This window comes from Lactobacillus sp. ESL0263, assembly GCF_003692845.1.
Lineage (GTDB): Bacteria > Bacillota > Bacilli > Lactobacillales > Lactobacillaceae > Lactobacillus > Lactobacillus apis.
On sequence record NZ_REHL01000004.1, the window covers coordinates 597,662 to 623,040 of the forward strand.

Annotated in this window: 24 protein-coding genes, 1 tRNA gene and 1 other annotated feature (1 of these 26 cut by a window edge); of the genes, 6 read left to right on the forward strand and 19 right to left on the reverse strand. The window is 35.9% G+C overall.

Annotated elements, in window-relative coordinates:
• Positions 1-56: a binding site (T-box leader), on the reverse strand (it extends 187 nt beyond the left edge of the window).
• A 63-nt stretch (positions 57-119) separates the two neighbouring features.
• Together F5ESL0263_RS04850 and F5ESL0263_RS04855 are read right to left on the reverse strand one after the other, a co-directional pair.
• A complete protein-coding gene (locus F5ESL0263_RS04850; protein WP_046306992.1) occupies positions 120-311 on the reverse strand; it encodes a hypothetical protein in 192 nt (63 codons plus the stop codon).
• Between the two features lies 1 nt (position 312).
• On the reverse strand, positions 313-822 hold the full coding sequence (locus F5ESL0263_RS04855; protein ID WP_122035285.1) for a dihydrofolate reductase: 510 nt from the start codon (positions 820-822) through the stop codon (positions 313-315).
• 183 nt (positions 823-1,005) lie between these two features.
• On the opposite strand from F5ESL0263_RS04855, the gene F5ESL0263_RS04860 reads away from it, so the two are divergent.
• Positions 1,006-1,317, forward strand: a complete 312-nt coding sequence (locus tag F5ESL0263_RS04860) for a TipAS antibiotic-recognition domain-containing protein (protein WP_122035287.1) — start codon at positions 1,006-1,008, stop codon at positions 1,315-1,317.
• Between the two features lie 49 nt (positions 1,318-1,366).
• On the opposite strand, the gene pnuC is transcribed toward F5ESL0263_RS04860, so the two are convergent.
• From pnuC to F5ESL0263_RS04885, 5 genes are all read right to left on the reverse strand, one after another.
• A complete protein-coding gene (gene pnuC / locus F5ESL0263_RS04865; RefSeq protein WP_122035289.1) occupies positions 1,367-2,080 on the reverse strand; it encodes a nicotinamide riboside transporter PnuC in 714 nt (237 codons plus the stop codon).
• Between the two features lie 104 nt (positions 2,081-2,184).
• Positions 2,185-3,339 carry a cation:proton antiporter gene (locus F5ESL0263_RS04870; RefSeq protein WP_122035291.1) on the reverse strand — a complete coding sequence of 385 codons (1,155 nt, stop codon included), beginning with the start codon at positions 3,337-3,339 and terminating at the stop codon, positions 2,185-2,187.
• Between the two features lie 228 nt (positions 3,340-3,567).
• A complete protein-coding gene (locus F5ESL0263_RS04875) occupies positions 3,568-3,891 on the reverse strand; it encodes an AzlD domain-containing protein (RefSeq protein ID WP_122035293.1) in 324 nt (107 codons plus the stop codon).
• Positions 3,878-4,585 (reverse strand): AzlC family ABC transporter permease, encoded by a 708-nt coding sequence (locus F5ESL0263_RS04880; protein WP_122035295.1) that lies wholly within the window; start codon positions 4,583-4,585, stop codon positions 3,878-3,880. Before F5ESL0263_RS04880 ends, F5ESL0263_RS04875 begins: the two co-directional genes overlap by 14 nt.
• Before the next feature lie 158 nt (positions 4,586-4,743).
• Positions 4,744-5,148 carry a carboxymuconolactone decarboxylase family protein gene (locus tag F5ESL0263_RS04885; protein ID WP_074425255.1) on the reverse strand — a complete coding sequence of 135 codons (405 nt, stop codon included), beginning with the start codon at positions 5,146-5,148 and terminating at the stop codon, positions 4,744-4,746.
• A 157-nt stretch (positions 5,149-5,305) separates the two neighbouring features.
• Here F5ESL0263_RS04885 and F5ESL0263_RS04890 point away from each other — a divergent pair, with 157 nt between their 5' ends.
• Positions 5,306-5,674 (forward strand): MerR family transcriptional regulator, encoded by a 369-nt coding sequence (locus tag F5ESL0263_RS04890; RefSeq protein WP_074425254.1) that lies wholly within the window; start codon positions 5,306-5,308, stop codon positions 5,672-5,674.
• Positions 5,675-5,728: 54 nt separating this feature from the next.
• Here the strand turns inward: F5ESL0263_RS04890 and F5ESL0263_RS04895 are convergent, their stop codons facing one another.
• Positions 5,729-6,103: a hypothetical protein gene (locus tag F5ESL0263_RS04895; protein ID WP_122035297.1), complete on the reverse strand. Its 375-nt coding sequence runs from the start codon at positions 6,101-6,103 to the stop codon at positions 5,729-5,731.
• 178 nt (positions 6,104-6,281) lie between these two features.
• Between F5ESL0263_RS04895 and F5ESL0263_RS04900 the strand changes: the two genes are divergently transcribed.
• Positions 6,282-6,370, forward strand: a tRNA-Ser gene (locus F5ESL0263_RS04900).
• A 350-nt stretch (positions 6,371-6,720) separates the two neighbouring features.
• On the opposite strand, the gene F5ESL0263_RS04905 is transcribed toward F5ESL0263_RS04900, so the two are convergent.
• Both F5ESL0263_RS04905 and F5ESL0263_RS04910 read right to left on the reverse strand, forming a co-directional pair.
• A complete protein-coding gene (locus tag F5ESL0263_RS04905; RefSeq protein ID WP_122035299.1) occupies positions 6,721-7,656 on the reverse strand; it encodes a hypothetical protein in 936 nt (311 codons plus the stop codon).
• A 461-nt stretch (positions 7,657-8,117) separates the two neighbouring features.
• Positions 8,118-8,780: a hypothetical protein gene (locus tag F5ESL0263_RS04910; RefSeq protein ID WP_122035300.1), complete on the reverse strand. Its 663-nt coding sequence runs from the start codon at positions 8,778-8,780 to the stop codon at positions 8,118-8,120.
• A 199-nt stretch (positions 8,781-8,979) separates the two neighbouring features.
• On the opposite strand from F5ESL0263_RS04910, the gene F5ESL0263_RS04915 reads away from it, so the two are divergent.
• Positions 8,980-9,561, forward strand: a complete 582-nt coding sequence (locus F5ESL0263_RS04915; RefSeq protein ID WP_122035302.1) for a phosphatase PAP2 family protein — start codon at positions 8,980-8,982, stop codon at positions 9,559-9,561.
• 239 nt (positions 9,562-9,800) lie between these two features.
• Here the strand turns inward: F5ESL0263_RS04915 and F5ESL0263_RS04920 are convergent, their stop codons facing one another.
• Entirely contained in the window at positions 9,801-10,634 is an 834-nt protein-coding gene (locus F5ESL0263_RS04920) for a DegV family protein (RefSeq protein ID WP_122035304.1), read from the reverse strand.
• A 242-nt stretch (positions 10,635-10,876) separates the two neighbouring features.
• On the opposite strand from F5ESL0263_RS04920, the gene eno reads away from it, so the two are divergent.
• Together eno and F5ESL0263_RS04930 are read left to right on the forward strand one after the other, a co-directional pair.
• A complete protein-coding gene (gene eno / locus F5ESL0263_RS04925; RefSeq protein WP_046307019.1) occupies positions 10,877-12,163 on the forward strand; it encodes a phosphopyruvate hydratase in 1,287 nt (428 codons plus the stop codon).
• Positions 12,164-12,338: 175 nt separating this feature from the next.
• Complete coding sequence (locus F5ESL0263_RS04930; RefSeq protein ID WP_122035306.1) at positions 12,339-14,612, forward strand: HAD-IC family P-type ATPase; 2,274 nt, start codon at positions 12,339-12,341, stop codon at positions 14,610-14,612.
• A gap of 115 nt (positions 14,613-14,727) precedes the next feature.
• On the opposite strand, the gene F5ESL0263_RS04935 is transcribed toward F5ESL0263_RS04930, so the two are convergent.
• From F5ESL0263_RS04935 to hrcA, 8 genes are all read right to left on the reverse strand, one after another.
• Positions 14,728-15,246 carry an N-acetyltransferase gene (locus tag F5ESL0263_RS04935; protein WP_122035307.1) on the reverse strand — a complete coding sequence of 173 codons (519 nt, stop codon included), beginning with the start codon at positions 15,244-15,246 and terminating at the stop codon, positions 14,728-14,730.
• A 307-nt stretch (positions 15,247-15,553) separates the two neighbouring features.
• Complete coding sequence (locus F5ESL0263_RS04940) at positions 15,554-16,081, reverse strand: adenine phosphoribosyltransferase (protein WP_122035309.1); 528 nt, start codon at positions 16,079-16,081, stop codon at positions 15,554-15,556.
• An 89-nt stretch (positions 16,082-16,170) separates the two neighbouring features.
• On the reverse strand, positions 16,171-18,447 hold the full coding sequence (gene recJ, locus F5ESL0263_RS04945) for a single-stranded-DNA-specific exonuclease RecJ (protein ID WP_122035627.1): 2,277 nt from the start codon (positions 18,445-18,447) through the stop codon (positions 16,171-16,173).
• A gap of 170 nt (positions 18,448-18,617) precedes the next feature.
• Entirely contained in the window at positions 18,618-20,456 is a 1,839-nt protein-coding gene (gene lepA, locus F5ESL0263_RS04950; protein WP_122035311.1) for a translation elongation factor 4, read from the reverse strand.
• A gap of 140 nt (positions 20,457-20,596) precedes the next feature.
• Entirely contained in the window at positions 20,597-21,736 is a 1,140-nt protein-coding gene (dnaJ, locus tag F5ESL0263_RS04955) for a molecular chaperone DnaJ (protein WP_122035313.1), read from the reverse strand.
• A 78-nt stretch (positions 21,737-21,814) separates the two neighbouring features.
• Complete coding sequence (dnaK, locus tag F5ESL0263_RS04960; RefSeq protein ID WP_122035315.1) at positions 21,815-23,665, reverse strand: molecular chaperone DnaK; 1,851 nt, start codon at positions 23,663-23,665, stop codon at positions 21,815-21,817.
• Positions 23,666-23,683: 18 nt separating this feature from the next.
• Positions 23,684-24,265, reverse strand: coding sequence for a nucleotide exchange factor GrpE (gene grpE / locus F5ESL0263_RS04965; RefSeq protein ID WP_122035317.1), 582 nt, complete (start codon positions 24,263-24,265; stop codon positions 23,684-23,686).
• 12 nt (positions 24,266-24,277) lie between these two features.
• Positions 24,278-25,327, reverse strand: a complete 1,050-nt coding sequence (hrcA, locus tag F5ESL0263_RS04970; protein ID WP_122035319.1) for a heat-inducible transcriptional repressor HrcA — start codon at positions 25,325-25,327, stop codon at positions 24,278-24,280.
• Positions 25,328-25,379: the final 52 nt, after the last annotated feature.

The following is a 25,379-nucleotide window of genomic DNA, read 5'->3' on the forward strand; positions in this document are numbered from 1 at the left end:
TCCCAGCTCTCTTTATCAGTAATTATAATAGTTACTCTGCTTTTCAAGATGTATTAATTATTTAATTGTTTATTAATTTAGCACCTTGTTTTTGTTCTGTCAACTACGAATTTTAAAAATTACTTAAGATGGTCGATTTTTAAATTATGGAATAAGTCGACATTAACTCTTCCTACAGCAAAGGTAACAATAGCCATACCAATAGCTTGCCACCAAAAGTTATGGTTAATACTCTCTGCTTGTATAATGCTACTAATCAAAACCAACACACAAATTAGCAGAATAATAGCAGCAATAATCATCTTCTTCATTCTAATCCTTCTTCCTTAGATAAGTTAAAAAATCATATGAATATTGACATTTGTTATTAGCTTGATGATGCACTTTTTTACTTAATTTAAAATCATCATAATTAAGATCTGGCATTACAGTATCGGCAGGAAAAGTTGCAGCAATTGCAGTTTTTTCAAGACAATCTACGCGGTCTTTTAAAGCTTCAAAGACTGAAACTCCACCAATTACATACAGTTGCTCTGTTTGATGCGCATTAATCCACTTATTTAAACTGTTAACTGATGAAACAACTATCACTTGCGGATTATGTTCATACTCTTCTTTAAAAACTTGATTTTGTGATAGTACAATATGCCGTCTTTGAGGCAAAATACGTGGCAAACTATTAAAAGTCTTTCGTCCCATTATAATCGGATGGTTAATCGTTAAGATTTTAAAATGCTTCAGATCTTCAGGAATATACCACGGTAAATGTCCATCTAGACCAATTTTGTGTTGTTCATCTTCAGCCCAAATAAATGTAATCATTACTTCATCTCCAACTCCATTATAGCGCGCTTTACGCATTTAAGGCTAGTCTTTGCTTACAGCTCTACCAATTTTATTCTCATTTTTTTAAATAATCCTTTTCACTAATCATTTCATACAAAAATACTGTAATTTAATTTGCTATAGTGGTTAAATAAAATCAATAAGGAAAAGGAGAAGATAATGAATAGTAAAGCTGACAATTTTTCCGAAGAGAAATTTAACCAAATGAAAGCAACTGAAGCTGACTTAGTCCGGGAACTGCAAAAAGTAGTAAAAGATCCTAGTAAGGAAACTGAACTAAGCGATACGATTTTCCAAAACCACCAAAAATGGCTTAAAATAATTATGCCAAATTATACTCCAGAAATACATTTGGGTATTGCTAACGGCTATGAGACAGACGAGCGCTATCAGTCATATTACGATGATAAAGCAGGAAAAGGCGCAACTAAGATCTTAATTAAAATAGTTAAAGCACATTTAGCAAAATAAAAAAACAAGGTTTCAAATGATTGAACCTTGTTTTTTAGTTATATCAAAATTAATGGAACCAATGCGTATGCTTGTCAGTAAATGCAAGAACGTCATTACTCAAGTATAGGATGTATGTAAAAAATAGCGTTAAATTTGCGTCTCCTTGAAATGCAGTTACACCCCACAAAATAATTGACATAACCCCTTGAATCGTCCAGAAATAATATTGCTCGCGAAATCTAAAAGTACATAAAACAGAGCCAGTAATCCCAATTGCACCAGCAATTGCATCGATCCACGGACGAGGACTAATAAATATTCTTGTGTCCATCAGATAAAGCATAGCTGTAACAAATAAAAAGAAGATCATGGTAAAACACCATTGTTTAAATTTAAGCCCCTTAATGTGCTTTTCAGCGTTTTTAGACCATGCTGGTAGCAACAATACCGGTAAGTCGAGTAAGAAGATATAGGACGCTTGCAAGACAACATTTGCATAATTTTGTGCGTAAATCGATACGATTATATAGATGATTGAAGAAAGTAAACCTAAAACTCCATTAATCGGTTTGGCATTAGTAATTGCGAGCGTACAAGTAAAACCTATTATTGCAGCAACCATCGTAATTAAACTAATTGGATTAACCGGCGTAGAAATTGTTGTTCCGATAATAACTCCAATTCCTAGCATCAGAAGCATATAAGTCTTGAAGCTCCATCCTCTCATTTGCTCTAAATACCATTTAGGCTTAAAGATGTCGGTATTTGGTTGAAAATTCATTATCCACTATCCCACCATTTTTCTTAATTTGTGCAAAAACACGTTTTCTATCATAGCATTTTTATCATACAAATCAATTAATAGCCCTTGTTGTCAGCTTTTCCTTATCTCTTTTTCATTAGCGCCCCTTTTAGCATTATTGGAGCGATTAGTGTGGTTAAAACTATTACTCCAACTACAGTTGAATAAGCAGCAGGAGCGAGCAAATGATTGGACAAGCCAATTTGTGCTACAACCAGTGCCATTTCCCCACGTGAAATCATCCCTGTTCCAACTTGGTAAGCACTACTACTAGAAAAACCGGCCACTTTAGCTCCTACACTTGCACCCACTAATTTAGAGATAACACTTCCTACAAATAGGACAATAAATAATAAGCCATCCTTAAAAATTCCAGTGATTGACATTTCTAGACCGATACTGGCAAAAAAGATAGGAATAAATAAGCTATAACCGATATCCGTAAAACTTTTTTGCAGTTTTTGTTTATCAGGCAATCTACTGAAAGCTAATCCTACAAAGAAAGCGCCAATGACATTACTCAGGCCCACTTTTTCTGCTCCAAACGCTGCCAGTAAAACAATAATTATCGTAACAAGTGGTTTAGCCGCTGGTAGTAAAAAGCGTTCACTCAGTTTAAGCATGCGTGGAAATAACCAAATACTTGCAGCTAGTAATATCACTAAATAAACTAGCTGTAATAGTAAAGTCAGTCCTAGGCCAAGATTCGCGTTCGCGGAGTCCGTGTGGGTTCCCGTAACGCTACTTACAACACTTAAGAGAATAACTGACAGCAAATCGTCAACCACAGCAGCTCCAAGAATCGTCATCCCCTCTTTAGTTTCTAACTTTTTCATTTCTTGCAAAACAGCGACAGAAATTGAAACTGAAGTGGCGGCAAACGTAATACCTAAAAAGAGACTTTCTGTTTGCGAGAATTTAAAAGCAATCCCCGTTAAATAAGCAATTACAATTGGCACGACCATTCCAAAAGTGGCCACAAGGAAGCTAGGTTTCCATAATTTTTTCAAAATCGCTAGATCACTTTCAAGTCCAGCTAAAAACATTAGCAAGACAACTCCAATGTCGGAAAAACTTTTAATTAAACCACTAGGCTGTACCCAGTTAAGCATAGCTGGGCCAATAACAATTCCGGCTAGCAATTCTCCGATTACAGCTGGTAAACCGCAGCGATTGGCGATCTGTCCGCCAATTAAGGCAAATAGCAAAATTAAACATAAAATTCCCATAATCTGCATTATTAATTCCACTTTCTGAAATGAACAAAAAAGACTTTCAAAATTGCTCAGGCAACCCAAACCTGAGGACAATTCTTGAAAGTCTTAGACTCCAACCAAATTTTTATTTGATTCATTTTAATGACCAATTTACTTTATCAGTATAAATTGGCAACTTTTATTAGTATAACTCACAATTTTTTTAATACAAACTTTGAAAGACGGAAAACTTTTAGCCTAGCTATTTTATTAAAACAATCGCAGCAAAGCTAAAGAAGCTATTCCTACAATAACGATTACTAAAAGTGATTTACTAATAACCGCTGATACCAATGTTGGTACTGAAGCAATTAGGTATTCCATGTTAATTTTTGGAAACTGCCCCGGTTGAGCAGTGAATAAATTGCTAAACCACATTGTAGACATTATAACAATTGGTACAAAGGATAAAAATTCAACCACTACTTTAGGCAAAGTGAATTTTTTTAATAAAATAAATGGAAGTACACGTGATAACCACGTCGCAATTCCACAGCCGACAATAGTTAAAAATAGATAATTAGAAGAAGACATGTTTTATTACCATCCCCAATGTACATCCAATAAGTGTTACAGCAATAATAACTAGACTAGCTGGCAAAATTATGGTTGAAATGTAAGTTAATACCAATGTCAATAAAACCACTATTACTTGTAATGTCTTGTTTAAGGCTTTATCACTGTTTACCTGTAAATATAACAAGCCGATAAACATCGCTACATTTGCAAAATCAAGCCCTAATTTCTTTGGATCCTCGATAAAATTACCTAGCAAGGCACCAATCATTGTGGCAATTACCCAAGTTGAATAAGAAATAATATTTTCGGTATTGAACCAGCTAAAATTCATTTTCCCGTTAGTATAATTAAGTTTATTCATTGCTAGAGCAAAGCTTTCATCAGTTAAAAGCGTGCCAATTAGCATCCCTTTACCCAAGTTATCTTTCTTAAAATATGGTGCAACGGTTGTACTCATTAAAATCATTCTTGAATTAACCATAAAGGTAGCAAAAACGATTGAAGCAATCGGACTGCCCGCTGCTAGCATACTAACAGTGGTAAATTGTGCTGAACCGGCATAGATTATGACTGACATTAAAATTACTGTAATGGTCGAAAATCCCGAGGCACGAGCAATCACCCCGAAAGCAGTCGCAATTCCTAAGTAACCAAAAACTGTTGGAAGAGTATCAACTACTGCAGCTCGCTTAGTTAATGAATCGTCCACCTTACGCCTCCTTAGCTATAAATATTAATTTAAAATAAATCGAAGCAAATTTACATTCATCGTTTAATAAGGTCCAATTTCTGTCAGGCGCTAAATGCACTGAACTAAAAAACTAGTTGCCCAACTATAGCAACTAGTTTTATTTATGACTTTACTTACTAATCTTTACTTGATTTTGTAAAATCAATTCCACGATCTTTGAATACTTCTTTAGCAACATTAATCGCATTCAATACTTTTGGAAATCCTACATAAGGAATAGTTTGAATAAAAGTCTCAATTACTTCTTCTGGTGTTAGGCCTACATTCAAGGCACCATTAATATGAACATTTAATTGAGGTTCAGTATCGCCTTGTGAGAGCAAAGATGTGATTGTAATCATTTCTCTTTGCTTAAGGTCTAAGACACCACGATCATATACATCACCAAAGGCAAATTCAATGATGTAACGACCTACATCTTCGGATAAACCAGCTAATGAATCAATAACTGACTTACCACCTTCGCGGTCAACTTTTTCCAAATTTTCTAAACCTTTTTCATAGCGTTCATTATTTTCCATAGCTTTTCTCCTTTTCGTTTTACAAACTTATTTTCAACAGTTAATAGAATAATTGCTGGAGTGCAGTCCATGTCAACCGCTATTTTAAAAATATTTTGTCATGCTAAAATATGATAAAGTACTATACTGAAATAGAGTTATTTCAGGAGGAAATAAGATGAAATATTCAATTGGTCAATTCTCTGAACTTAGTGGCTTTTCAATTGATACGCTACGCTATTATGAAAAACAAAAACTACTTTTCCCAAGTCGAGATGAAAATAATCGTCGCTGTTATTATGAAAAAGATGTGGCTTGGATTAAGTTTATTTCGCGCTTAAAAAAGACAGATATGAGTATTAAAGAGATGCAAAAATATGCAAAACTGCGCTATGAAGGTGATCAAACTATTCCTGACCGGCTTGTTTTACTTTTTAATCAGCTAGACAATTTGCATAAGAAAGAAAAAGAAATTGATGATAGCATTTCCTTTATCGAAGGAAAAATCAAAACATATCTTAAGACCCTTGGGGATTTAAAAGAATAAGAGCATATCTTACCTGTACCACCACGTTTGTCACACCTTGAGCTTATAAAAGTACTAGCATAGCTCAACGTGATTGATATTTTCTAATTCGACCCATGTATCTGAAATGACAATATGATCTGCTTGATAGCCTTGAACTAAACCAACTAGATTCGGCAAAAAATCATCTTCACTATCGATGACTTTAAGTTGAACTGATACGGGATGATGATTAGCGTATGCACTAAGAAGCAACTCACTAATTGCCTCCTGGGACATTGGTTGCTTTTTTTCATAAACTTGAGCGCGTTTTTTATCAATCTTACTAACGGTTGATGTATAGTCGCTTAGCATAAAGCCTTGCCATTTCTTCATTCCACGGTCTTGATATGTTCTAAAAAAATCGTCTAAAACTTGATCAAATTCTTTTTGATCGCGCCTTTTTTTCACTTTGTCCGCCTCCACAACAAACATATGTTCTTATTATACACTGATAATTGAACAAGGGCGAAGCAAAATTCGTACCTTATACTAGTAAAATGCTAAGCAAATGTACTTTTGGTATTGACTAGTATTCAAAATAGTAAGTTGAAAAAACATTTAAATAAGGTATAATGATATTCGTTATGGAGAGTTGGCAGAGTGGTAATGCACCGGACTCGAAATCCGGCGAACCAAGTTTTCCTTGGCGCGCAGGTTCAAATCCTGTACTCTCCTTGTATTTATTTAAAAAGACTGTAACAGTTGATGTTACAGTCTTTTTTTGTTTGCTCGGTAAAAAAACATAGCATAAAGGTAAAAAGGCAAGAAACAATATTTATTTGTTAGTTACTAAAACACACCCTTAAACTATTAGTCTAAGAGTGTTTTAACCATTGCTCGTGCCAGTCTATTATGCTAAATGCCTTCAACTTTTCAATTCATTTCTTCGTTGCTGAACATACTCTAGTGTCTTGTCTAAATCTTCTTCATTAGCATACTTCAAAATTAAATTTTTAGAGTCAGATTTTCTCCGAAAGTAGTTTATTTTATCCCTTCATCAATAAAAAATTACTTTTACTGATTTTTTAAACTAAGCCTTTAAATATTCCTGCTTTTACTAAAAATAAATACTGTAAACCTACTCCGATTATTGCAGCAAGACAACCAAAGAGATTAACCATCAACTGATTAATCGGAGCATTTGTAAGCAAACAAATTTCAATCCAGGGAGCTGTGACTAACAAGTAACCACGTGCTCCTGTCATTAATAAAGAACACCACTTAAAGCTTTTACTAATTTGGTTTTTGCTAATTCGGTAACGTAGGAACTTTTGAAATAACCAAGTACCCAAAAGGACTATGACTGTTGTGAAGCCAAACTGCCAGACTTTGTAACTAGTTACGTTGATACTGTAATATGAATAATAATTCAGGCAAATCACATAGCCACATACAAGATCCAAAAAATAAAAGCGATCAGCATAACTCTTTTTAGCAGCTTCACTGATATAGTTGCCTAAATTTTTGGCCGTTTGTCTTCTTGACTCCTTCTGTTTGTCGATAACTTTATTCCTTACTAAATAGTGGTACTGTAGTGCTATTCCGCCAAATCCGGTAATTAAACCGATGACTAACGAAAAAAACATACTAGCACTTGGTTTCATAGAAATACTCAAAAAAGTTAAAGGAGCATTAACAAATACAAAACTTCGAATTCCTGTTGAAAGCAAGCTAGCATTTACCCAAAAAGTCGTCATTTTACCAGAAGCTATTTTATGCTTTAAAAAGTTCTGAAAACGAACCAAACTAATAGCTGCTACGAGTGTCGCAAGAATAAATAGCCAGCCAACTTCAAAGATATCAGTAGGTAATAGAATCAAGAAAAGATAGGTAAGTCCATATATAACCATATCTCCCATGTGGTTAGTAGAATTGTCTGCAAGCGCAAAAGCATGTTCATGATGTGCAATATCACGTAAAGCTTCACCAACAGTTTCATGCCTGTTTGTTTTATTATTCAATTTCTATCTCCTTTTGTTCAGTATTTTATTCTATACAGTTAATTTTAATTTTTCCTTCATCAATGTCAAGTAAACACTATTATCCTTAAAAATTTCCTATTATATTACGGCAAAAGAAAAATCAAGTAGTTTATTATCTACTTGATTCTATTCATTTACTCTTTAGCAGTAAAATTTGCCAAAGAGTCAAAAGCACTTCTATTGTTTTTTTAATTTGTCTAAACTTGCAATCTAATCAAATTGAGCTCTCTCATTATATTTGCAAAATCATTTAGAACTAGCCCTACAGTTTAACCAAACTGAAAATCACAGCTACTGCAATCATGCTAATGATTATCGTTTTTAAAATTGTCTTTACTCTCAAATCTATTTTCATTTTTATTGTTGTATTCCCTTTTTGCTTTTGAAATCGATAAACTTTATTCATTACTATTAATACTTCCAATCCCATTTTTATACTATTATTTGCCTGACTTAAGTTGGTTATATAGCTTCCTAATTTTTCTATGGACTATTGTTAGTTCCTTCTCTAGTCGTTTTACTTCTTCTAGGTAGTCTTTTCTTACTTCAACTACATCTTTATTACCTTGAGTATTTTTCTTATCTCCTGCACTAAGCATTTTTGTAAATGTCAGAAATGTCTTGCCAGCTTCTTTACTAAAATTACTATTGTAAGACTTCAATTCTCCGGATATTTCCTCGGTTGTTGCCATGATTGCAGAATTGTAATTATCAAGATAATCTTTTGACTCATCAAAGAATTTTTCTGACTGCTCAAAAAAGACTGCAAGAACTTTTTTATCTAGCGGTTTATCTGATTTTTGCATTAATTGATTTAATAGAACTATATAGCGTGTGAATCTTAATGACAATTTTTTAGAGGAATTAAACAAACCGCGCAAAGCTAGCATGTCCTTTTGCCGTTCACTTGATTTTAATTGATATTGCGTATTCACGTAAGAAAAGATAATTGTGATAATACTTCCAATATAAGACCCTAAAAATCCCAGCCAGTCACCTATACTAGTTTTATCACCAACAAATAAAAAGATAACTAGTGGTATAGCAATTGAAAAAAAGATTGCAATGATTGCCACTTGGTTTTTCTTAATAAACTTCTTCATTCTATCCCCCACTATCAAATGTTTACTTATGAAATTATATTACTAAATAGAATACACAACAAAATTTTTTTGAAACTGGCCAATTTAGTTACAAGGTTGTTATTTCTTAAGTTTTGTTCAAGGCTATGTACCTAGTTGGAACTAACACCATTAAGCTGATAAAATACAATCGGTATTTATCTGAAAGTAGGGTTGTAATTTGGATATTTATATTTGGCTTGCTAGCTTATCCGCTTTAATTCTGCTGTTACTTATTTTCAATGTTAGAAATTCACGGCGCTTTAACCTGTTAGATCACTGGCTACATCACAAATTGGTCAGACAGCGTGACGGAATTAGTTGGCAAATCGTTGCTTTCATCAATGATCCTAAATTATTAGTGGTTTGGGATGTATTTCTTGCTAGCTTTTTAATGAGTAAAAATGAAACTTTATTAGCATTCTGGGCTTTATTTACTCTTGGCTTTACCGACTTTGTCGGCATTGTTTTAAAAAAATGGATGCACCGAAAAAGACCAATCATGCATTCTAGTTTAGAAGACGGTTATAGTTTCCCTAGCGGACACGTTTTGGGAACGACAATCATGGCTTTAATCGTTTGGCGACTTTTTGCAGATACATTAGGTAGCAAATTATTATCGATTCTTATTTTAATTTGGATGATGGTTGTAATTTCTCGTATTAGTTTAAAAGCCCACTTTCCTTCTGATATTCTAGGGGCAACCTCTCTAGCTGTTTTTTGTTTTAGTATTTGTCAGCAATTTCTATTATTAGTAATTTAAGTTTGTAAAAAAATACCGCAGTCATTACAACAATACTGCGGTATTTTTATTATTCTTTTTTAAAATTAAAGATATCTAAGTAGCTTACCAACTATAAAGATAATTAAGAACAATTTTTTGAAATATCATAAGAAATAAATAATCTTCCTGACAAAAAGCCCTAGTTTATCATAATTAGGGCTATTACTATGCTGTTATTTTATGTGCAATTACAAAATTGGTAAGCAGCTATTAGGACTTTATAGATCATCAAAACCAACCATCAGACTTCCTTCTTCAGCATAGAATGCACACAAACCACGCATTGGACGAATGACTATTTCTGCTTTGGGATATAGAGCAAGAATTTTTTCTTTAAGACTATTGGCATCTTTTTCGTTATTGCACTGGTCAATAATGACAGGTCCACCTTTGTATTTCCGTTCATCCATTAACTTCAAAAGCTCTTTAAAAGCTCGTTTCATTCCTCGCACTTTTGAAATTGGTTCTAGCTTACCTTCTTCACTTGCAGTGCCGACAACATCAATATTCAACATTTTTGCCATCTTAGCTACAGCAATGTTGACCCGACCGTTTAAGGCCAAATTGTGTAATGATTGCAAAATAACTAATAAGTGAGTATGGGTTTTATACTCTGAAATTTTTTGTTCAATATCTACAAAACGAACTGATTTATCTTCTACTAAGCGTTTAATTTCACGTTGAATAACCGATATTTCTGGACCCGCAGTCCTTGAATCAACAACAATTACCTTACTACCAGGATTGTCCTTTTCATAAATTTGTTTTGCCTGATAAGCGGATGAGAAACTGCCACTGAGGCCACTGGTAATGGTTAGCATAACAGCTCTTTTACTTCCTTCAAGGGCTTTTAGCCATTCATCGATACTTGGACAAGAAGTTCTACCTTCCTCAGTGTTTTCTTCCATACTAGTAAGAAATTCTTCCATGTTAAGGTCCTCATTATCAAGAAAATCCTTACCCGCTATAGTAACTGTCAATGGTACAACGGTTAAATTCTCACTAGCTTTTTCATTGGCACCAGAATCGATTATTAATTTTACTTCTTCCATAATAAACACCTTGTATAGAAAATAAACTGATTTTTTTAAAAAATGTATAGCTAAATAATAATTCAATTGAATTAAAAAAGCGACTAATTATTTTTTAAATTTTTTTAATGCTAGAAATCGTTTACAAATGTTTACATAATCACAAACTTAGGCTAAAATTTGTCATGTAGAGATGGAGCCCTTTGCTCCTCTTAATGTATGTACCTACTTGGTACAGCATGTATTATTTAGGAGGTTTTTAGATGTTAAAATCAGTCATTGAAAATGTTCATGCACTGGAAATCTATGATTCACGTGGTAACCCAACTGTAGAGGCTTTTGTTACCCTTTCAAACGGTGTCGTAGGTAAAGCTGAAGTTCCATCAGGTGCTTCAACTGGTGAAAATGAGGCTGTTGAATTACGTGACGGTGGCGATCGCGTTGGTGGTAAAGGTGTTTCTAAAGCAGTTAACAATGTTAATACTAAGATTGCTGAAGCTTTGAAAGGCTTAGACCCTCACGACCAAGCTAACATTGACCGTGTAATGATCGAATTAGACGGTACACCAAACAAGGCTGAACTTGGTGCTAACGCAATTTTAGGTGTGTCAATGGCTACAGCTGACGCTGCTGCTAAGGACAGCAACCAACCTTTGTACAGATACCTTGGCGGTACTGACCTTGAAATGCCACAAACTTTCCACAACGTTATTAACGGTGGTGAGCACGCTGACAACGGTATTGACGTTCAAGAATTCATGATCACTCCAGTTAAGAAGACTTCTTTCCGTGATGGTTTTGAAAAGATCGTTAACACTTACCATACTTTGAAGAAAGTTCTTGAAGATATGGGTTACGAAACTGGCCTTGGTGATGAAGGTGGTTTCGCTCCTAACATGAAGAACTCTGAAGAAGCTTTACAAGCTTTACACGAAGCTATCATTAAAGCTGGTTACAAGCCTGGCGAAGATATTGCTATTGCTTGTGACTGTGCTGCTTCATACTTCTACAACAAAGAAGATGGCAAGTACCACTTTGAAGGCAAAGTATTCGATGATGATCAATTAGCTGAATACTACGACAAGTTACTTGATGAATTCCCAGAATTAATTTCTATCGAAGACCCATACGACGAAAACGACGTTGAAGGTATGATCAAGTTCACTCAAAGCCACAAAGACAGAATTCAAATTGTTTTAGATGACTTTATTTGTACTAACCCTAAGCTTTTAACTAAAGCTATCAAGGAAGGTGCTGGTAACGCATCATTGATCAAGTTGAACCAAATCGGTACTGTTACTGAAACTTTGGAAACTATTCGTCTTTCACGTAAGAATGGTTACAACACTATGATTTCTCACCGTTCAGGTGAAACTGGTGACACATTCATCGCTGACTTCGCTGTTGCTATCAACGGTGGACAATTGAAGACTGGTGCCCCAGCTCGTTCAGAACGTGTTGAAAAGTACAACCGTTTACTTGAAATCGAAGAAGAACTTGGTGAAGGCGAGCGTTTAGCTACTTTCCCAGACAGCGTTGACAAAGACTAATTTGTTAACTTGAAAAAAGCCTGCAGCAATGCAGGCTTTTTGTATGCAGATAAAATTACTTTTCAGTTATGTATAATGTCGGTAAAAAACTGATATGAGCTAACCCTTTAGCTAGAAAAAAAGCCCCTTTTATGCTAATTTAGATAAGTATTTAAAAACTAAGGAAGGATAAATTATGTCTGAAAATATTAAAGGTTTAACTCAAGCCAAAGCAGATGAACTCCTTACTAAAAATGGTTTAAATGAAGTCCCCGAACCTCAATTCAACTTTTTCAAGGAATTTTTATCAAAATTATGGAATTTATCGGCATGGATTTTGGAAGCAGCATTGTTACTAGAGTGCATTTTAGGCAAATGGATCCAGTCGCTTTTTGTCCTACTCATGCTATTATTTGCGGCTTGGAACGGAGCATCTAAAAAGAAACAGTCAAGGCGAGTTTTAAATAATATCTCGCATAAATTAACTCCAACTGTTTCGATAATGCGCGATGGTAAATGGCAAAATATTGATTCAAAGTACCTTGTACCTGGTGACTTAGTTAGTATTCAAGCTGGAGACGTTCTTGCAGCTGATGTGAAGCTAATCGACGGACAAATTTCTACAGATGAAAGCTCAATTACAGGTGAAGCAAAAACTGTTAGAAAGCAGGTAAAAGACACTGCTTATGCTGGAACCACGGTTGTAGAAGGTAGTGGCTTGGCAACGGTAACTGCAACTGGTGCTAATTCCCGTTCAGGCAAGACCGTTAATCTAATTAACAACTCTGCTGCTCCAGGACACTTACAACAACTCCTAACCAAAATTATTTATTATTTGTGTATTTTAGATGGTATCTTGACCCTAGTGATAGTCATTGCTTTCTTCTTTAAGGGTGGAAAGATAAGTGATTTTATTGAAATGTTGCCTTTCTTGGCAATGATGTTTATTGCCTCTATTCCTGTTGCAATGCCCTCAACCTTTGCCCTCTCGAACTCATTTGAAGCAACTCGACTAAGTAAGGAAGGTGTCTTGACAGCTGATTTAACTGGTATTCAAGATGCTGCCAACTTAAATCTGATATTACTTGATAAAACTGGAACTATTACTGAAAACAAGACTGCAGTTGCCAATTGGACCAATTTTAGTCAGATGACTGATAGCGAAGTTCTAGAACTAGCTGCTGCTGCAACTGACCAACGTAATAAAAAAATCATTGATTCTGCAATCGATGATTACGTTTCTAGTCTTGGCCTAAAGGTTAAAGCACCTGATGACTTTACACCGTTTACTTCAAGTACTGGTTATTCAATGGCCAATATTGATGGACATAATGTCAAATTAGGTTCTTTTAAGCAGCTGTCACTTATTGATAAATCCGCTAATGATAAAGTTAAGGACATTAATTTTGGTGCAGGCCGTTCCGTTGCCTTATTAATTGATGATAAGTTAGCTGGTGTCTTTATTTTACAAGACAAAGTTCGCTCCGATTCAAAAGCAGCTTTGACTGAACTTAAAAAACGTGGTGTTATGCCTATTATGTTAACTGGTGACAACCAAAAAACTGCTGAGGCGGTTGCTAAAGAAGTTGGCTTAGAAGGCGAAGTAATTTCAATTCATGATTTTACTGATCAAACTGATACCAGCAAGTTAGCCGGAATCGCAGACGTTTTACCAGAAGATAAGCTAAAAATGGTTAAGTTTTTCCAGCAAAAAGGTTATATTGTCGGAATGACTGGCGATGGGGTGAACGACTCACCTGCCCTTAGACAGGCTGAAGTCGGAATTGCTGTTTCAAATGCGGCCGACGTTGCAAAACGCTCAGGTAAAATGGTTCTTTTAACGGATGGACTAACTTCAATCGTTAAAATTCTCGATGCGGGACATCGCGTATACCAACGAATGACTACTTGGTCTCTTACCAAGCTCGCAAGAACAGCTGAACTGACCATGTTATTAACTTTTGGCTACCTCTTCTTTGGTTACATTCCAATGGCTTTAAACGCAATGGTTATTTATACTATTATGAATAATATGGTAACGATGATGATTGGTACTGACCGAACTCATATTACCTACAAACCAGAAAATTGGAATATGGCTAGATTGGCAAAAATTGCTTTTTCACTGGCTTCTGGTTGGACTTTAATAGGTATCCTAGCCGTTGCCTATCTGAATACTCATGGCTGGAATCACGGGACGATTTCAACTATGGTTTACGTATATCTTGTTTTGAGTGCAATGTTCCTGATCTTAATTACAAGAACAAAACGTTACTTTTGGCAAGATTATCCTTCCAAAGCTGTCGGTTTAACTCAGCTAGGTGACATCATCCTAACAGTCATCTTAGCAATCTTGGGGATTGCAATGGACAAGATTAGTTGGACTAATCTGGCAATTACATTTTTGGTGGCACTAGTAGCTGCAATTGTCATTGACCTCTTTTACCAACCAATAATGAAGAACAGGTAAAAGTAAGCAAAGTTAAATACATATTTTTAAACGCATCAAATTAATTTGGTGCGTTTTTTATTTCTAGTAGAAAAAGACTTCCAAATACTTGGGAGTCTTCATCAAAACTAATTATTTATTTTTTCAATTCATAGACATATGAGGTTTCATTTGGACGGTAAACCCCATGAAGGAGACCAACTTTGGTGAAGCCCATTTTATCTATTAAATGTTGCATTGCCTTATTGTCTTCGTGTGTATCTATTCTGACGGAATCAATTTCTTCACGATTGTCCTTAATGTCGTTAATTACAGCTTGCAAAAGTTGAGTAGCATAGCCTTTTCCAGCATGGTTCGATTTAATTGCAACACGATGAATTACTACGTAGTTATCAGTATCACACAGCCACTTACCATCTAAATGGTCATAAACATGATCTGGACCATCAACAATTGCAATAGCACCAACTGTCTCATGATCATCAGATTCAGCCAAAAAAGCCCAACCGTGTTCAATATCTTCTTCAATTTGGCCTTTTGAAGGGTAATCACCTTGCCATTGATTGACTCCACGTTCGGCTAACTGGTTAGCACCGTCTTTTAAAATAGTGATAATTTGGTCAAAATCGGCCATTGTTGCTTTTCTTAATTGCAAATTACTCTATCCCCTTTTTTGAAATACCGTACCATTATATCCACTCAAGTCTCACTTGTAAAAAAAATTGAACACTTTTTTTGGAACTTAAAATGATTTTCATTTAGGAATTATTTTTGATGGCTAATTCTTTTTTTAACAACATTTTGACAATCCAAATTAAATGAAAAGATCATGGCATTTTCCTTGCCATAACTATTCCTTCAGACATATTTAGTATAGTTTGCTTTTTCACTGATGTTAAAAATCTTGCTCTAAAAAGAGTACAAAAAAAGATTGTACTTATGAAAGTGCAATCTTTTATTTTTTAAGCACCGTGATATTGAACTAATGAAAAGACATCTAAATCAGGTAACTTTTCTCGACCATTCAAATCAGGTAATTCAATATAGAAAGCAGCGCCAACTAATTCTGCTCCTAGGTTTTCAATTAACTGCTTGCATGCAGTTAATGTTCCTGCAGTCGCTAGTAAGTCGTCACAAATTACCACTTTTTGCCCTGGCTTAAGGGCATCTTTATGCATCTCTAGACTATTTGAACCATATTCCAAATCATAAGAAGCACGTTCAACATCCCTAGGTAATTTATGCGGCTTTCTGGCTGGAACAAATCCAATACCTAATTCAGTTGCAACAGGACAACCAACGATAAATCCTCGCGCCTCAGGGCCAACAATAACGTCAGCACCCTTATTTTTAGCATACTCAGCCAACTCATGAGTGGCCTCTCGAAATAATTTTCCATCTTGTAAAATCGGGGTAATGTCGCGAAATACAATACCTTCATTAGGGAAATTATTAACACTTGCAATGTGTTCTTTAAAATCGTTTGCCAAAAGAAGAAAAACCTCCAAAAATACAATCTTATAACTTAAGCTGTTTTACTTACTCATTCTACCATTTTTTGCACATTTGCGCATCTGTCTTAATGCTGTTTTAATTGCTTATTCACGTACATTAACAATTGACTGCTTGGCATCCGTCGAAGTTGCTTGATAAAACTTAGCTGTGAGCTAATACCATTGTAATATTTAGAAGCAGTCAAAGGCTTCTTAGACGGATTTTTAACGCCTACAATTTTTCCTTGCTTCATTTCAACGAAATTTAGTTCAAAAAATACCCGAAGAATGAATAGAATACTATTATAGTCTAGGTTGAGAAATGGCCCTACCTGACGATAATCTTCTGCACTTAGTCCAGGATGGGAATAAACATAGCGTAAAACACTCTCAAATGCATTATTATCTGGAATATTCTTGACAGGTAGCTGATCCATTAAAAAGCGCAAGTACAGTTGCTCAAAGTCATTGCTAAGTGCAAAATCTAGCTCATTTTGATTGTGAGGAGCATCAAGTAAAACTACTACTTCTCCATCTTCATCATATTCACTGGCTAAAGTAATTTTGGTTTCATCCAGGTCGAAATTATTCATTGCTGCAAACTTGTTTTTCTTATCGAATAACAGGTAGCGGTCAGCAAAACCCATGACATATTTTTCTTGCCTTAAATCAACTACTGGAGCAGGAATAGCTAGTTTAGGCGCAGCAAAAATCATCCCTTCCATAATGCCTTGCAGCTTAACTTGATTACGATAAGTGTTCTTACCGAGTTGAATAAACATCTGATCGATGTATGGCAACAGAACTTTTGTCAGATATCTTTTGTTAAAGCCAACAACCTCAAGTTTTCTATTTCCCTTAGTTACCGTAACTTTAATGTGATTTTTCTCTTTGCCCATAAAAAAGCAGCCACTAATTTGTGGTTGAGATATGCAGAAAATGGGTTGCGGATTATCCGTTCCAAATGGGCCGACTTGGTCAATTTTATCAATTAAATCAATCGTAAGTTCTTCAAAAGGCAATTCCATATCATATGGCTTTACAATTTGCTCATGAACGCCATGATAACTATCTTCAAATGCTTTTCTTAGCGCCCCAATTTTACTCTCTTCCATAGAAAGACCACAGGCAAAATCATGGCCGCCAAACTTTAAGAATAAATCCTTTTTAAGTGGATCGAGAGCATCAAATAGATTGAAACCTGCAATAGAACGTCCAGATCCCTTAATAATTCCATCATCATTTTTAGTTAAAACGATTGTTGGTTTATGCACCTGCTCAGCAACCTTGTTTGCGACAAGGCCCAAAACACCCTCATGGAATTCAGGATTATAAATTACTAGTGTTCCTTTGGATTGCCAGCCCTTTGCTTTAATTTGCTCCAAACAATTTTGATAAACCTCAACCGTAAGTTCTTTACGTTCATCGTTGAGCTTCTCAACCCGGTCTGCAATTTCTTGGGCTTCTTCTTCATCCTCACTTAGTAATAATTCTACAGCTAAGCTTGCATCAGCCAGTCTACCAACCGCATTAAGTCGTGGCGCAATATTGAACCCGATATCTGTTTCATTGATTTGTCCAAAATTTAAGCCAGAATTTTTAATTAAAGCACGTAATCCAGGGCGCTCAGTCTGATTAAGCTGCTGGAGTCCTCTTTTTACGATGATATGACCTTCACCAGAAACTTTTACCATATCACCAATTGTTCCAATCATTGCAAGTTCTAATAGTTCCGGCATTGGATCTTGCATTAATTGCCGACAGATTGTATAAGCTACACCGGCACCACAATAGTCGTCAAAGGGATAATCTTGGCCAGGAAAATTACAATGCACAATAGCATAGCTATCCGGTACATCTTCTTGAATTTTGTGGTGGTCAGTAATAATCGTATCGACCCCATGTGACTTAGCGTAAGCCACCTCTTCAACACCTGTTATCCCATTATCTACAGTAATGATTAAATTGGTTCCGTCCGCAACGATTTTTTCATAAGCTGCCATATTGGGACCATAACCATCACGGAAACGATTTGGAATGAAAAAATGAACGTCTGCACCTAAGATAGCGAGTGTTTCCATCATAATACTGGTTGCAGTAATGCCATCAGCATCGTAGTCACCATAGATTGTTATTTTCTCTCCGTTGTCAATTGCATCATTGATTCTTGCAACTGCTTTATCCAAGTCGTGCATTAAGCTGGGATCTGCTAAATCTTCTTCTGTTGCATTAAACCAAAAATTCAGTTTTTCATCAGTGTTAATACCACGCAAAGAAAATAATTTTGCCTCAGTATTGCCAAGTTGGTATTTTTCAACTAGTTCAGGAGCTAACTCTTCTCCTGTACGCTGTTTCCAATCTATCATTAAATTAATTAAGCCTTTTTTCTATTTACACTTATCTTTATCTGCTTGATAAAAAATACCAGATTAAAACTGCGGCACCATTATCTGATTATATTCTAAAAATACATAAGGATTAATATCCATCAGATAATAGAGTCGCAGCCTTGCTTATTTTGTTAAACAATTTATTATTTAGAGTTTAAATCGTCATCATTCATTCGTAAGACAGCCATGAAAGCATCTTGTGGTACCTCTACACGACCAACGGCTTTCATTCGTTTCTTACCACGTTTTTGCTTATCTAATAACTTAGCACGACGGTCTGGGTCACCGGTGTGAATTTTCCAGGTAACGTCTTTTCGATAAGGCTTAATTGTAGCACGTGAAATAATTTTTGCACCAATTGCTCCTTGAATATCAACTTCAAAGTTTTGCCGCGGAATCAACTTCTTAAGCATAGAGGTCATCTGACGTGCACGATCTTGTGCCTCATCCCTATGCGCAATAAAACTCAATGCATCAATTACCTGCTTATTAAGCAAAATATCTATTTTAACTAAATCAGTTGCACGATATCCCGTAATTTCATAATCAAGTGAAGCATAACCTTTAGTCGAAGACTTCAAATCGTCAAAGAAGTCATAGATTATTTCAGCAAGTGGCATATTGTAAATCACATTGACACGGTATTTATCAAGATAATCCATTGTGACAAATTCACCGCGCTTACGTTGACAAAGTTCCATTACTGGTCCGACAAAATCGTTTGGAACCATTACTTCTGCCTTAACATAAGGTTCTTGAACTTCCTTATATTCTCCTGCTGATGGTAAATCGGCTGGATTATCAATTACTTTGGTTGAACCATCATTCATAATTGCATGATAATCAACCGAAGGCGCGGTCATAATTAAATCCAAATCAAATTCTTGTTCTAACCGTTCTTGAACCACATCCATGTGTAGTAAGCCTAGAAAACCACATCTAAATCCAAATCCCAAAGCAGTTGAAGTTTCTGGTTCAAATTCCAATGCAGCATCATTTAACTGCAGCTTTTGGAGAGCTTCTTTTAAGTCGTCATATTTAGCATTGTCAACTGGATACATACCAGAGTATACCATTGGTGGTATTTGACGATAGCCAGGAAGAGGTTCTGCAGTGGGGTGTTCAGCTGAAGTAATCGTATCACCCACTCGTGTCTCTCGAACAGATTTAATATTAGCCGTTAAGTAACCAACATCACCAGCAATCAATAAATCTTTTTTAACTGGATGAGGACTTGAGACACCAACTTCAGTAACTTCATACTCTTGATCGGTATTCATAATCTTAATCTGATCACCAGGTTTTACTGTTCCCTCTTCTATTCTAACGGAAAGAACTACGCCTCGATAATCATCATACTTTGAGTCAAAAATTAACGCTTTAAGAGGAGCCTCTAAATCACCTGACGGAGCAGGAATATCCTTTACGATCCGTTCGAGTAATTCGTCAATTCCCTGTCCAGTCTTACCAGAAACCTCGGCAGCGTCCGAAGCGTCTAGACCTAGCATTTCAGTGATCTCTTCCTTAGCCTGCTCTGGATTTGCGGAAGGTAAGTCAATTTTATTGATTACTGGCAAAATTTCTAAATCGTCATCAATTGCTAAATATGTATTAGCTAAAGTCTGTGCTTGAACACCCTGAGAAGCATCTACAACCAATAGTGCTCCTTCACAGGCGGCCAAAGAACGCGAAACCTCATAAGAGAAATCGACGTGACCTGGTGTATCAATTAAGTGGAAAATATAGTCTTCACCATTTTTTGCATGATACTTAATTTCTACAGAGTTCATTTTGATGGTAATACCACGTTGACGCTCAAGTGGCATGTCATCCAGCATTTGATTTTTTAATTGTCGCTCTGAAACTGTATCAGTCAGCTCTAAAATTCGATCAGCAATTGTTGATTTTCCGTGATCAATATGTGCCACAATAGAAAAATTGCGAATGTGTTCTTGATAATCTTGTAATTTTTTAATATCCATAAATTGCACCCTTTACTCTATCTTTCCTATTATAGCAAATTCGCTAAAAGGGATAAAACTTTTAATTGTGATCTCAGCTAATCTTTTAATCCCGCTTAAACAAAAAAGCAACAAGTTATTAAACTCATTGCTTTGATAGTTTATTGTAATTTATCTTTTAAGCGTTCAAAGAAACCCTTCTCCTGTGGAGTAATTGATCCTCCACCGGCTTTGACAAATTCAACCAGTGCTTCTCTTTGCTTTTCATTAATTGACTTAGGAATCTGAACCTGAACCGTGGTTACTTGGTCACCATTACCGTTGCCACGTAAGTATGGTACACCTTCACCATGTAAAGTGAACTTCTTATTTGGCTGAGTACCAGCTGGAATCTTCAACTTCTTTTCACCATGAACGGTTTTAACATTGATTTCATCACCCAAAGTAGCTTGTGCAAATGAAATCGGTACTGTTGTATAAATTGTGTTACCACTACGTTCAAATTCTTTTGAAGGCTTAATTCGATAACTGATGTATAGGTCCCCGTAAGGTCCACCATTTTTACCAGCTTCACCTTGACCTTCATAGCGCAATTGTTGGCCGTTATCAATACCTGCAGGAATATTAACTTCAATCGTATTCTTGCCATCAACAACACCATTACCATGACATGTCTGACATGGATGCTCAATAATTACACCACGGCCATGACACTTGTCACATGTTGTTTGTCTTCGTACAACACCAACTAAAGACTGTTGCGTAATGGTCATATAACCAGTTCCTTGACACTTGTCACATGTTGTTGGATGTGTTCCTTTTTCAGCACCACTACCCTGACAAGTTGAACAGATTTCGCTACGAGTATATGAAACCTGAGTCTTCTTACCAGTAATTGCATCCATAAAATCAATGGTTAAAGTATAATCTAAATCTTCGCCCCTAGTAGGTGCAGTTGGATCAACATGTTGCTGACGCGCACCATTACCAAAGATATCACCAAAAATATCGCTAAAGTCACCAAAACCACTGAAGTCACCATAGCCCTGACCTGCACCACCGCCAAAGCCGCCTTGACCATTTACACCAGCAGAACCAAATTGGTCATACTGTGCTCGCTTTTGCTGGTCATGAAGAACTTCATAAGCTTCATTAATTTTCTTATACTTTTCTTCAGCGCCTGGCTCATGGTTTATATCAGGGTGATACTTTTTAGCTAATTTACGGTAAGCAGAGTTGATTTCTTTATCACTGGCATCACGACTAACACCTAGCACGTCATAATAATCTTCTTGTGCCATCTAAAAGCTCCTTACTTTACAAAAGAAAAGAACTACTATTGCGGCAGTTCTTTTCTAATTTATTTAATTATAAACCCTTTACTTGTCTGGGTCTACTTTATGAAATTCACCTTCGTCAGCAGAACCACCTGTTGAATTGCCATCTTGTGAACCAGGGTTTTGAGGACCAGCTTGGCCTTCAGCACCTTGAGCACCACCATTAGCTTGGTAAAGCTTAACAGCCAAGTCTTGAGCAACCTTAGATAATTCATCCTTCTTGGTCTTCATTTCGTCCAAGTTGTTATCTTTTTGAGCCTTCTTTAAAGCTTCAAGAGCATCTTTGACTTTCTTAGTATCTTCTTCAGATACTTTATCCTTAACATCTTCCAAAGTCTTTTCAGTTGAGAAGATTAATTGGTCAACTTCGTTACGAAGATCAACTTCTTCTTTCTTCTTCTTGTCTTCTTCAGCATGCTCTTCAGCTTCTTTTTGCATCTTTTGAATTTCTTCATCAGACAAACCAGATGAACTCTTGATAGTAATCTTTTGTTCCTTACCAGTACCCATATCCTTAGCAGATACATTAACGATACCGTTCTTGTCGATATCGAAAGTAACTTGAATTTGAGGAACACCACGAGGAGCTGCAGGAATATCTGTTAATTCAAAACGACCTAAAGTCTTGTCATCTGCAGCCATTGGACGTTCACCTTGTAAAACATGAACATCTACGGCTGGTTGATTATCAGCAGCTGTTGAGAAGATTTGGCTCTTTGAAGTTGGGATTGTTGTGTTCTTTTCGATCAACTTAGTGAAGACACCACCCATGGTTTCAATACCAAGTGAAAGTGGAGTAACATCAAGTAAAACAACATCCTTAACGTCACCTGAAATGACACCACCTTGAATTGCGGCACCTAAGGCAACAGCTTCATCAGGATTAATTGAGTGATCAGGGTCTTTGCCAGCCCATCTCTTTACAGCTTCTTGAACAGCTGGAATACGAGTTGAACCACCATTTAAGATAACTTTGTCAATGTCATTTACAGTTAAATCTGCATCCTTTAAGGCATTATCAAATGGAATCTTTGTACGATCAACCAAATCAGCAGTTAATTCATCAAATTTAGCACGAGTTAAGTCTGTTTCAAGGTGAAGTGGACCTGATTCGCCTGCTGAAATGAATGGAAGTGAGATGTGAGTTGAAGATACTCCAGATAAGTCTTTCTTAGCTTTTTCAGCAGCATCCTTTAGACGTTGCAAAGCCATCTTATCTTTAGAAAGATCAATACCATTTTCATCCTTAAAGTTTTGAACTAGCCAATCGATAATCTTGTTATCAAAGTCGTCACCACCAAGGTTAGTATCACCGTTTGTTGACAATACTTGGAAGACGCCATCACCCAATTGCAAAACTGAAACATCGAAAGTACCACCACCAAGGTCGTATACTAAAACTTTTTCATCTTCTGCATCTTTATCAAGACCATAAGCAAGTGAAGAAGCAGTAGGCTCGTTGATGATTCTCTTAACATCTAAACCAGCAATTTTACCAGCATCCTTAGTTGCTTGACGTTGAGCATCATTGAAGTATGCAGGAACTGTAATAACAGCTTCAGTAACCTTTTCACCTAAGTAGTCTTCAGCAAACTTCTTAATGTATTGCAAAATCATTGCTGAAATTTCTTGAGGAGTATAAGCCTTATCACCAATTTTAACTTTGTAGTCAGCTTCACCCATGTGGCGCTTGATTGATGAAATTGTGTTTGGGTTGGTAATTGCTTGTCTCTTAGCAACTTCACCAACTTGAATTTCACCATCTTTAAAAGCAACAACAGATGGAGTAGTACGGTTACCTTCTGGGTTAGTAATTATCTTAGGTTCTTTTCCTTCAAGAACTGCAACTGCTGAGTTAGTAGTTCCTAAGTCAATACCGATAACTTTTGACATTAATAATCATCCTTTCAATTATTGAGCAACAACAACCATTGCTGGTCTTAATGTGCGATCTTTATATAAATATCCCTTTTGTAGAACCTGAACGACGTGATCTTTTTGATCATCAGATTCAGCTGCAACAGTCTGAACTGCTTGATGTAAGTTCGGATCAAACTGTGCTTTTTCAGCATCAATTTCACTAATTCCATGATCCTTCATGGCTTTAACAAGCGCATCCAAAGTCATTTGAACACCCTTTTTAAGTTGACGCGAAGCCTCATCATCTACCTTGGTTTCCAATGCTCTTTCTAAATTATCCATCGCTGGTAAAATATCTTTAGCTAAGGATTGTGATTCATACTTAATCAATTGGGCACGTTCATTGTTGTAGCGATTTTGCATATTCTGCATTTCCGCTTGACTACGAAGGTACTTGTCTTCTAGTTCTTTTTGTTCTTCTTTTATTTTTGCTAATTCTGTTTCAAGCTTTTTTGAAGTCTCAGGTTTCTTACTTTTATCTGTAGTATTAGCCTTTGTATCAGACTTTTTTTCTTCAGCTTTAATTTGATCTTTGTTTAGATCTTTTTCACTAGCATATTTTTCTTTACTCACGGCTAACCTCCTTTATTTGAATCTACCATAATACTCAAGTAGTTTCTTAGCAAGTTCATTTCTAAAATATTCCAAAAGACCAATTACTTGCGAATATGGCATATTGTTAGGACCAAGTAAAGCAATTACGCCTTTACCATGTGAACCAACACTATATTCCGCAGTGAGCAGGCTATAGTCCTTAAGTAAATCACTTGGCAAATCTGAACCCAAACTAACACGAATTGGATACTTACCACTGTCTGAGTTCATACATTGATCAACCATATCTGAAATCAAATCATTGTGATCAATTAACTCATAAACAGAGCGTAAACTTGAGACATCATCCAAAGAAGTATTATTAAGTAAATTAATCTGACCATCAACATACATTTGCTCACTTGTAGCATCTTTAATGACGTCTTCAACCAACTCAAGTAAGTCACTTGCATGAGAATTAGCAAGCTTCTTACCCAAAGTTCGATTAAGCAAAGATGATGTAACCTCATTTAGCGTTTTGCCAATTAACTCATCGTTAATCATTCGGACTGCTTTTTCAATTTCATCACCACTGATGTTACGTGGCAAGTTATAAACTTGGTTGTGAACATCACCATCACTAGTAACTAAAATTGCCATCACTTGTCTATTAATTAAAGAGACAATTCTAAAACCAGTTATTGTGATATCATTGTTTTCTGGCCCTTCTGCAAAAGCTGTGTAATTAGTCAAATCAGATAAAATCTTTGCTGCTTCTTGAACAATTTCATTAACTTGATGAAATGGTTGATCAAGTTGACTAACAATTCTCTTGTAAACAGAGGATGGTATCTTAAGTGGCTCAAGCAAGTTGTCTAAATAGTACCGATAACCGTCCATCGACGGAATTCGTCCACTTGAAAGATGTGTTTTTTCAAGAAGACCCTTATCTTCAAGCGCAGCCATTTCATTTCGAATTGTCGCACTTGAGACTTTCATCGGTAACTGATTCATCACTGTTTTTGAGCCAACAGGATCATGCGTCTGAGTAAAATCATTAATAATTGTTTTTAAAATTAATTCTTGACGTTCGGTCAACATAAATATCGCCCTCACTTTTAGCACTCATACTTTTTTGGTGCTAACAATTATT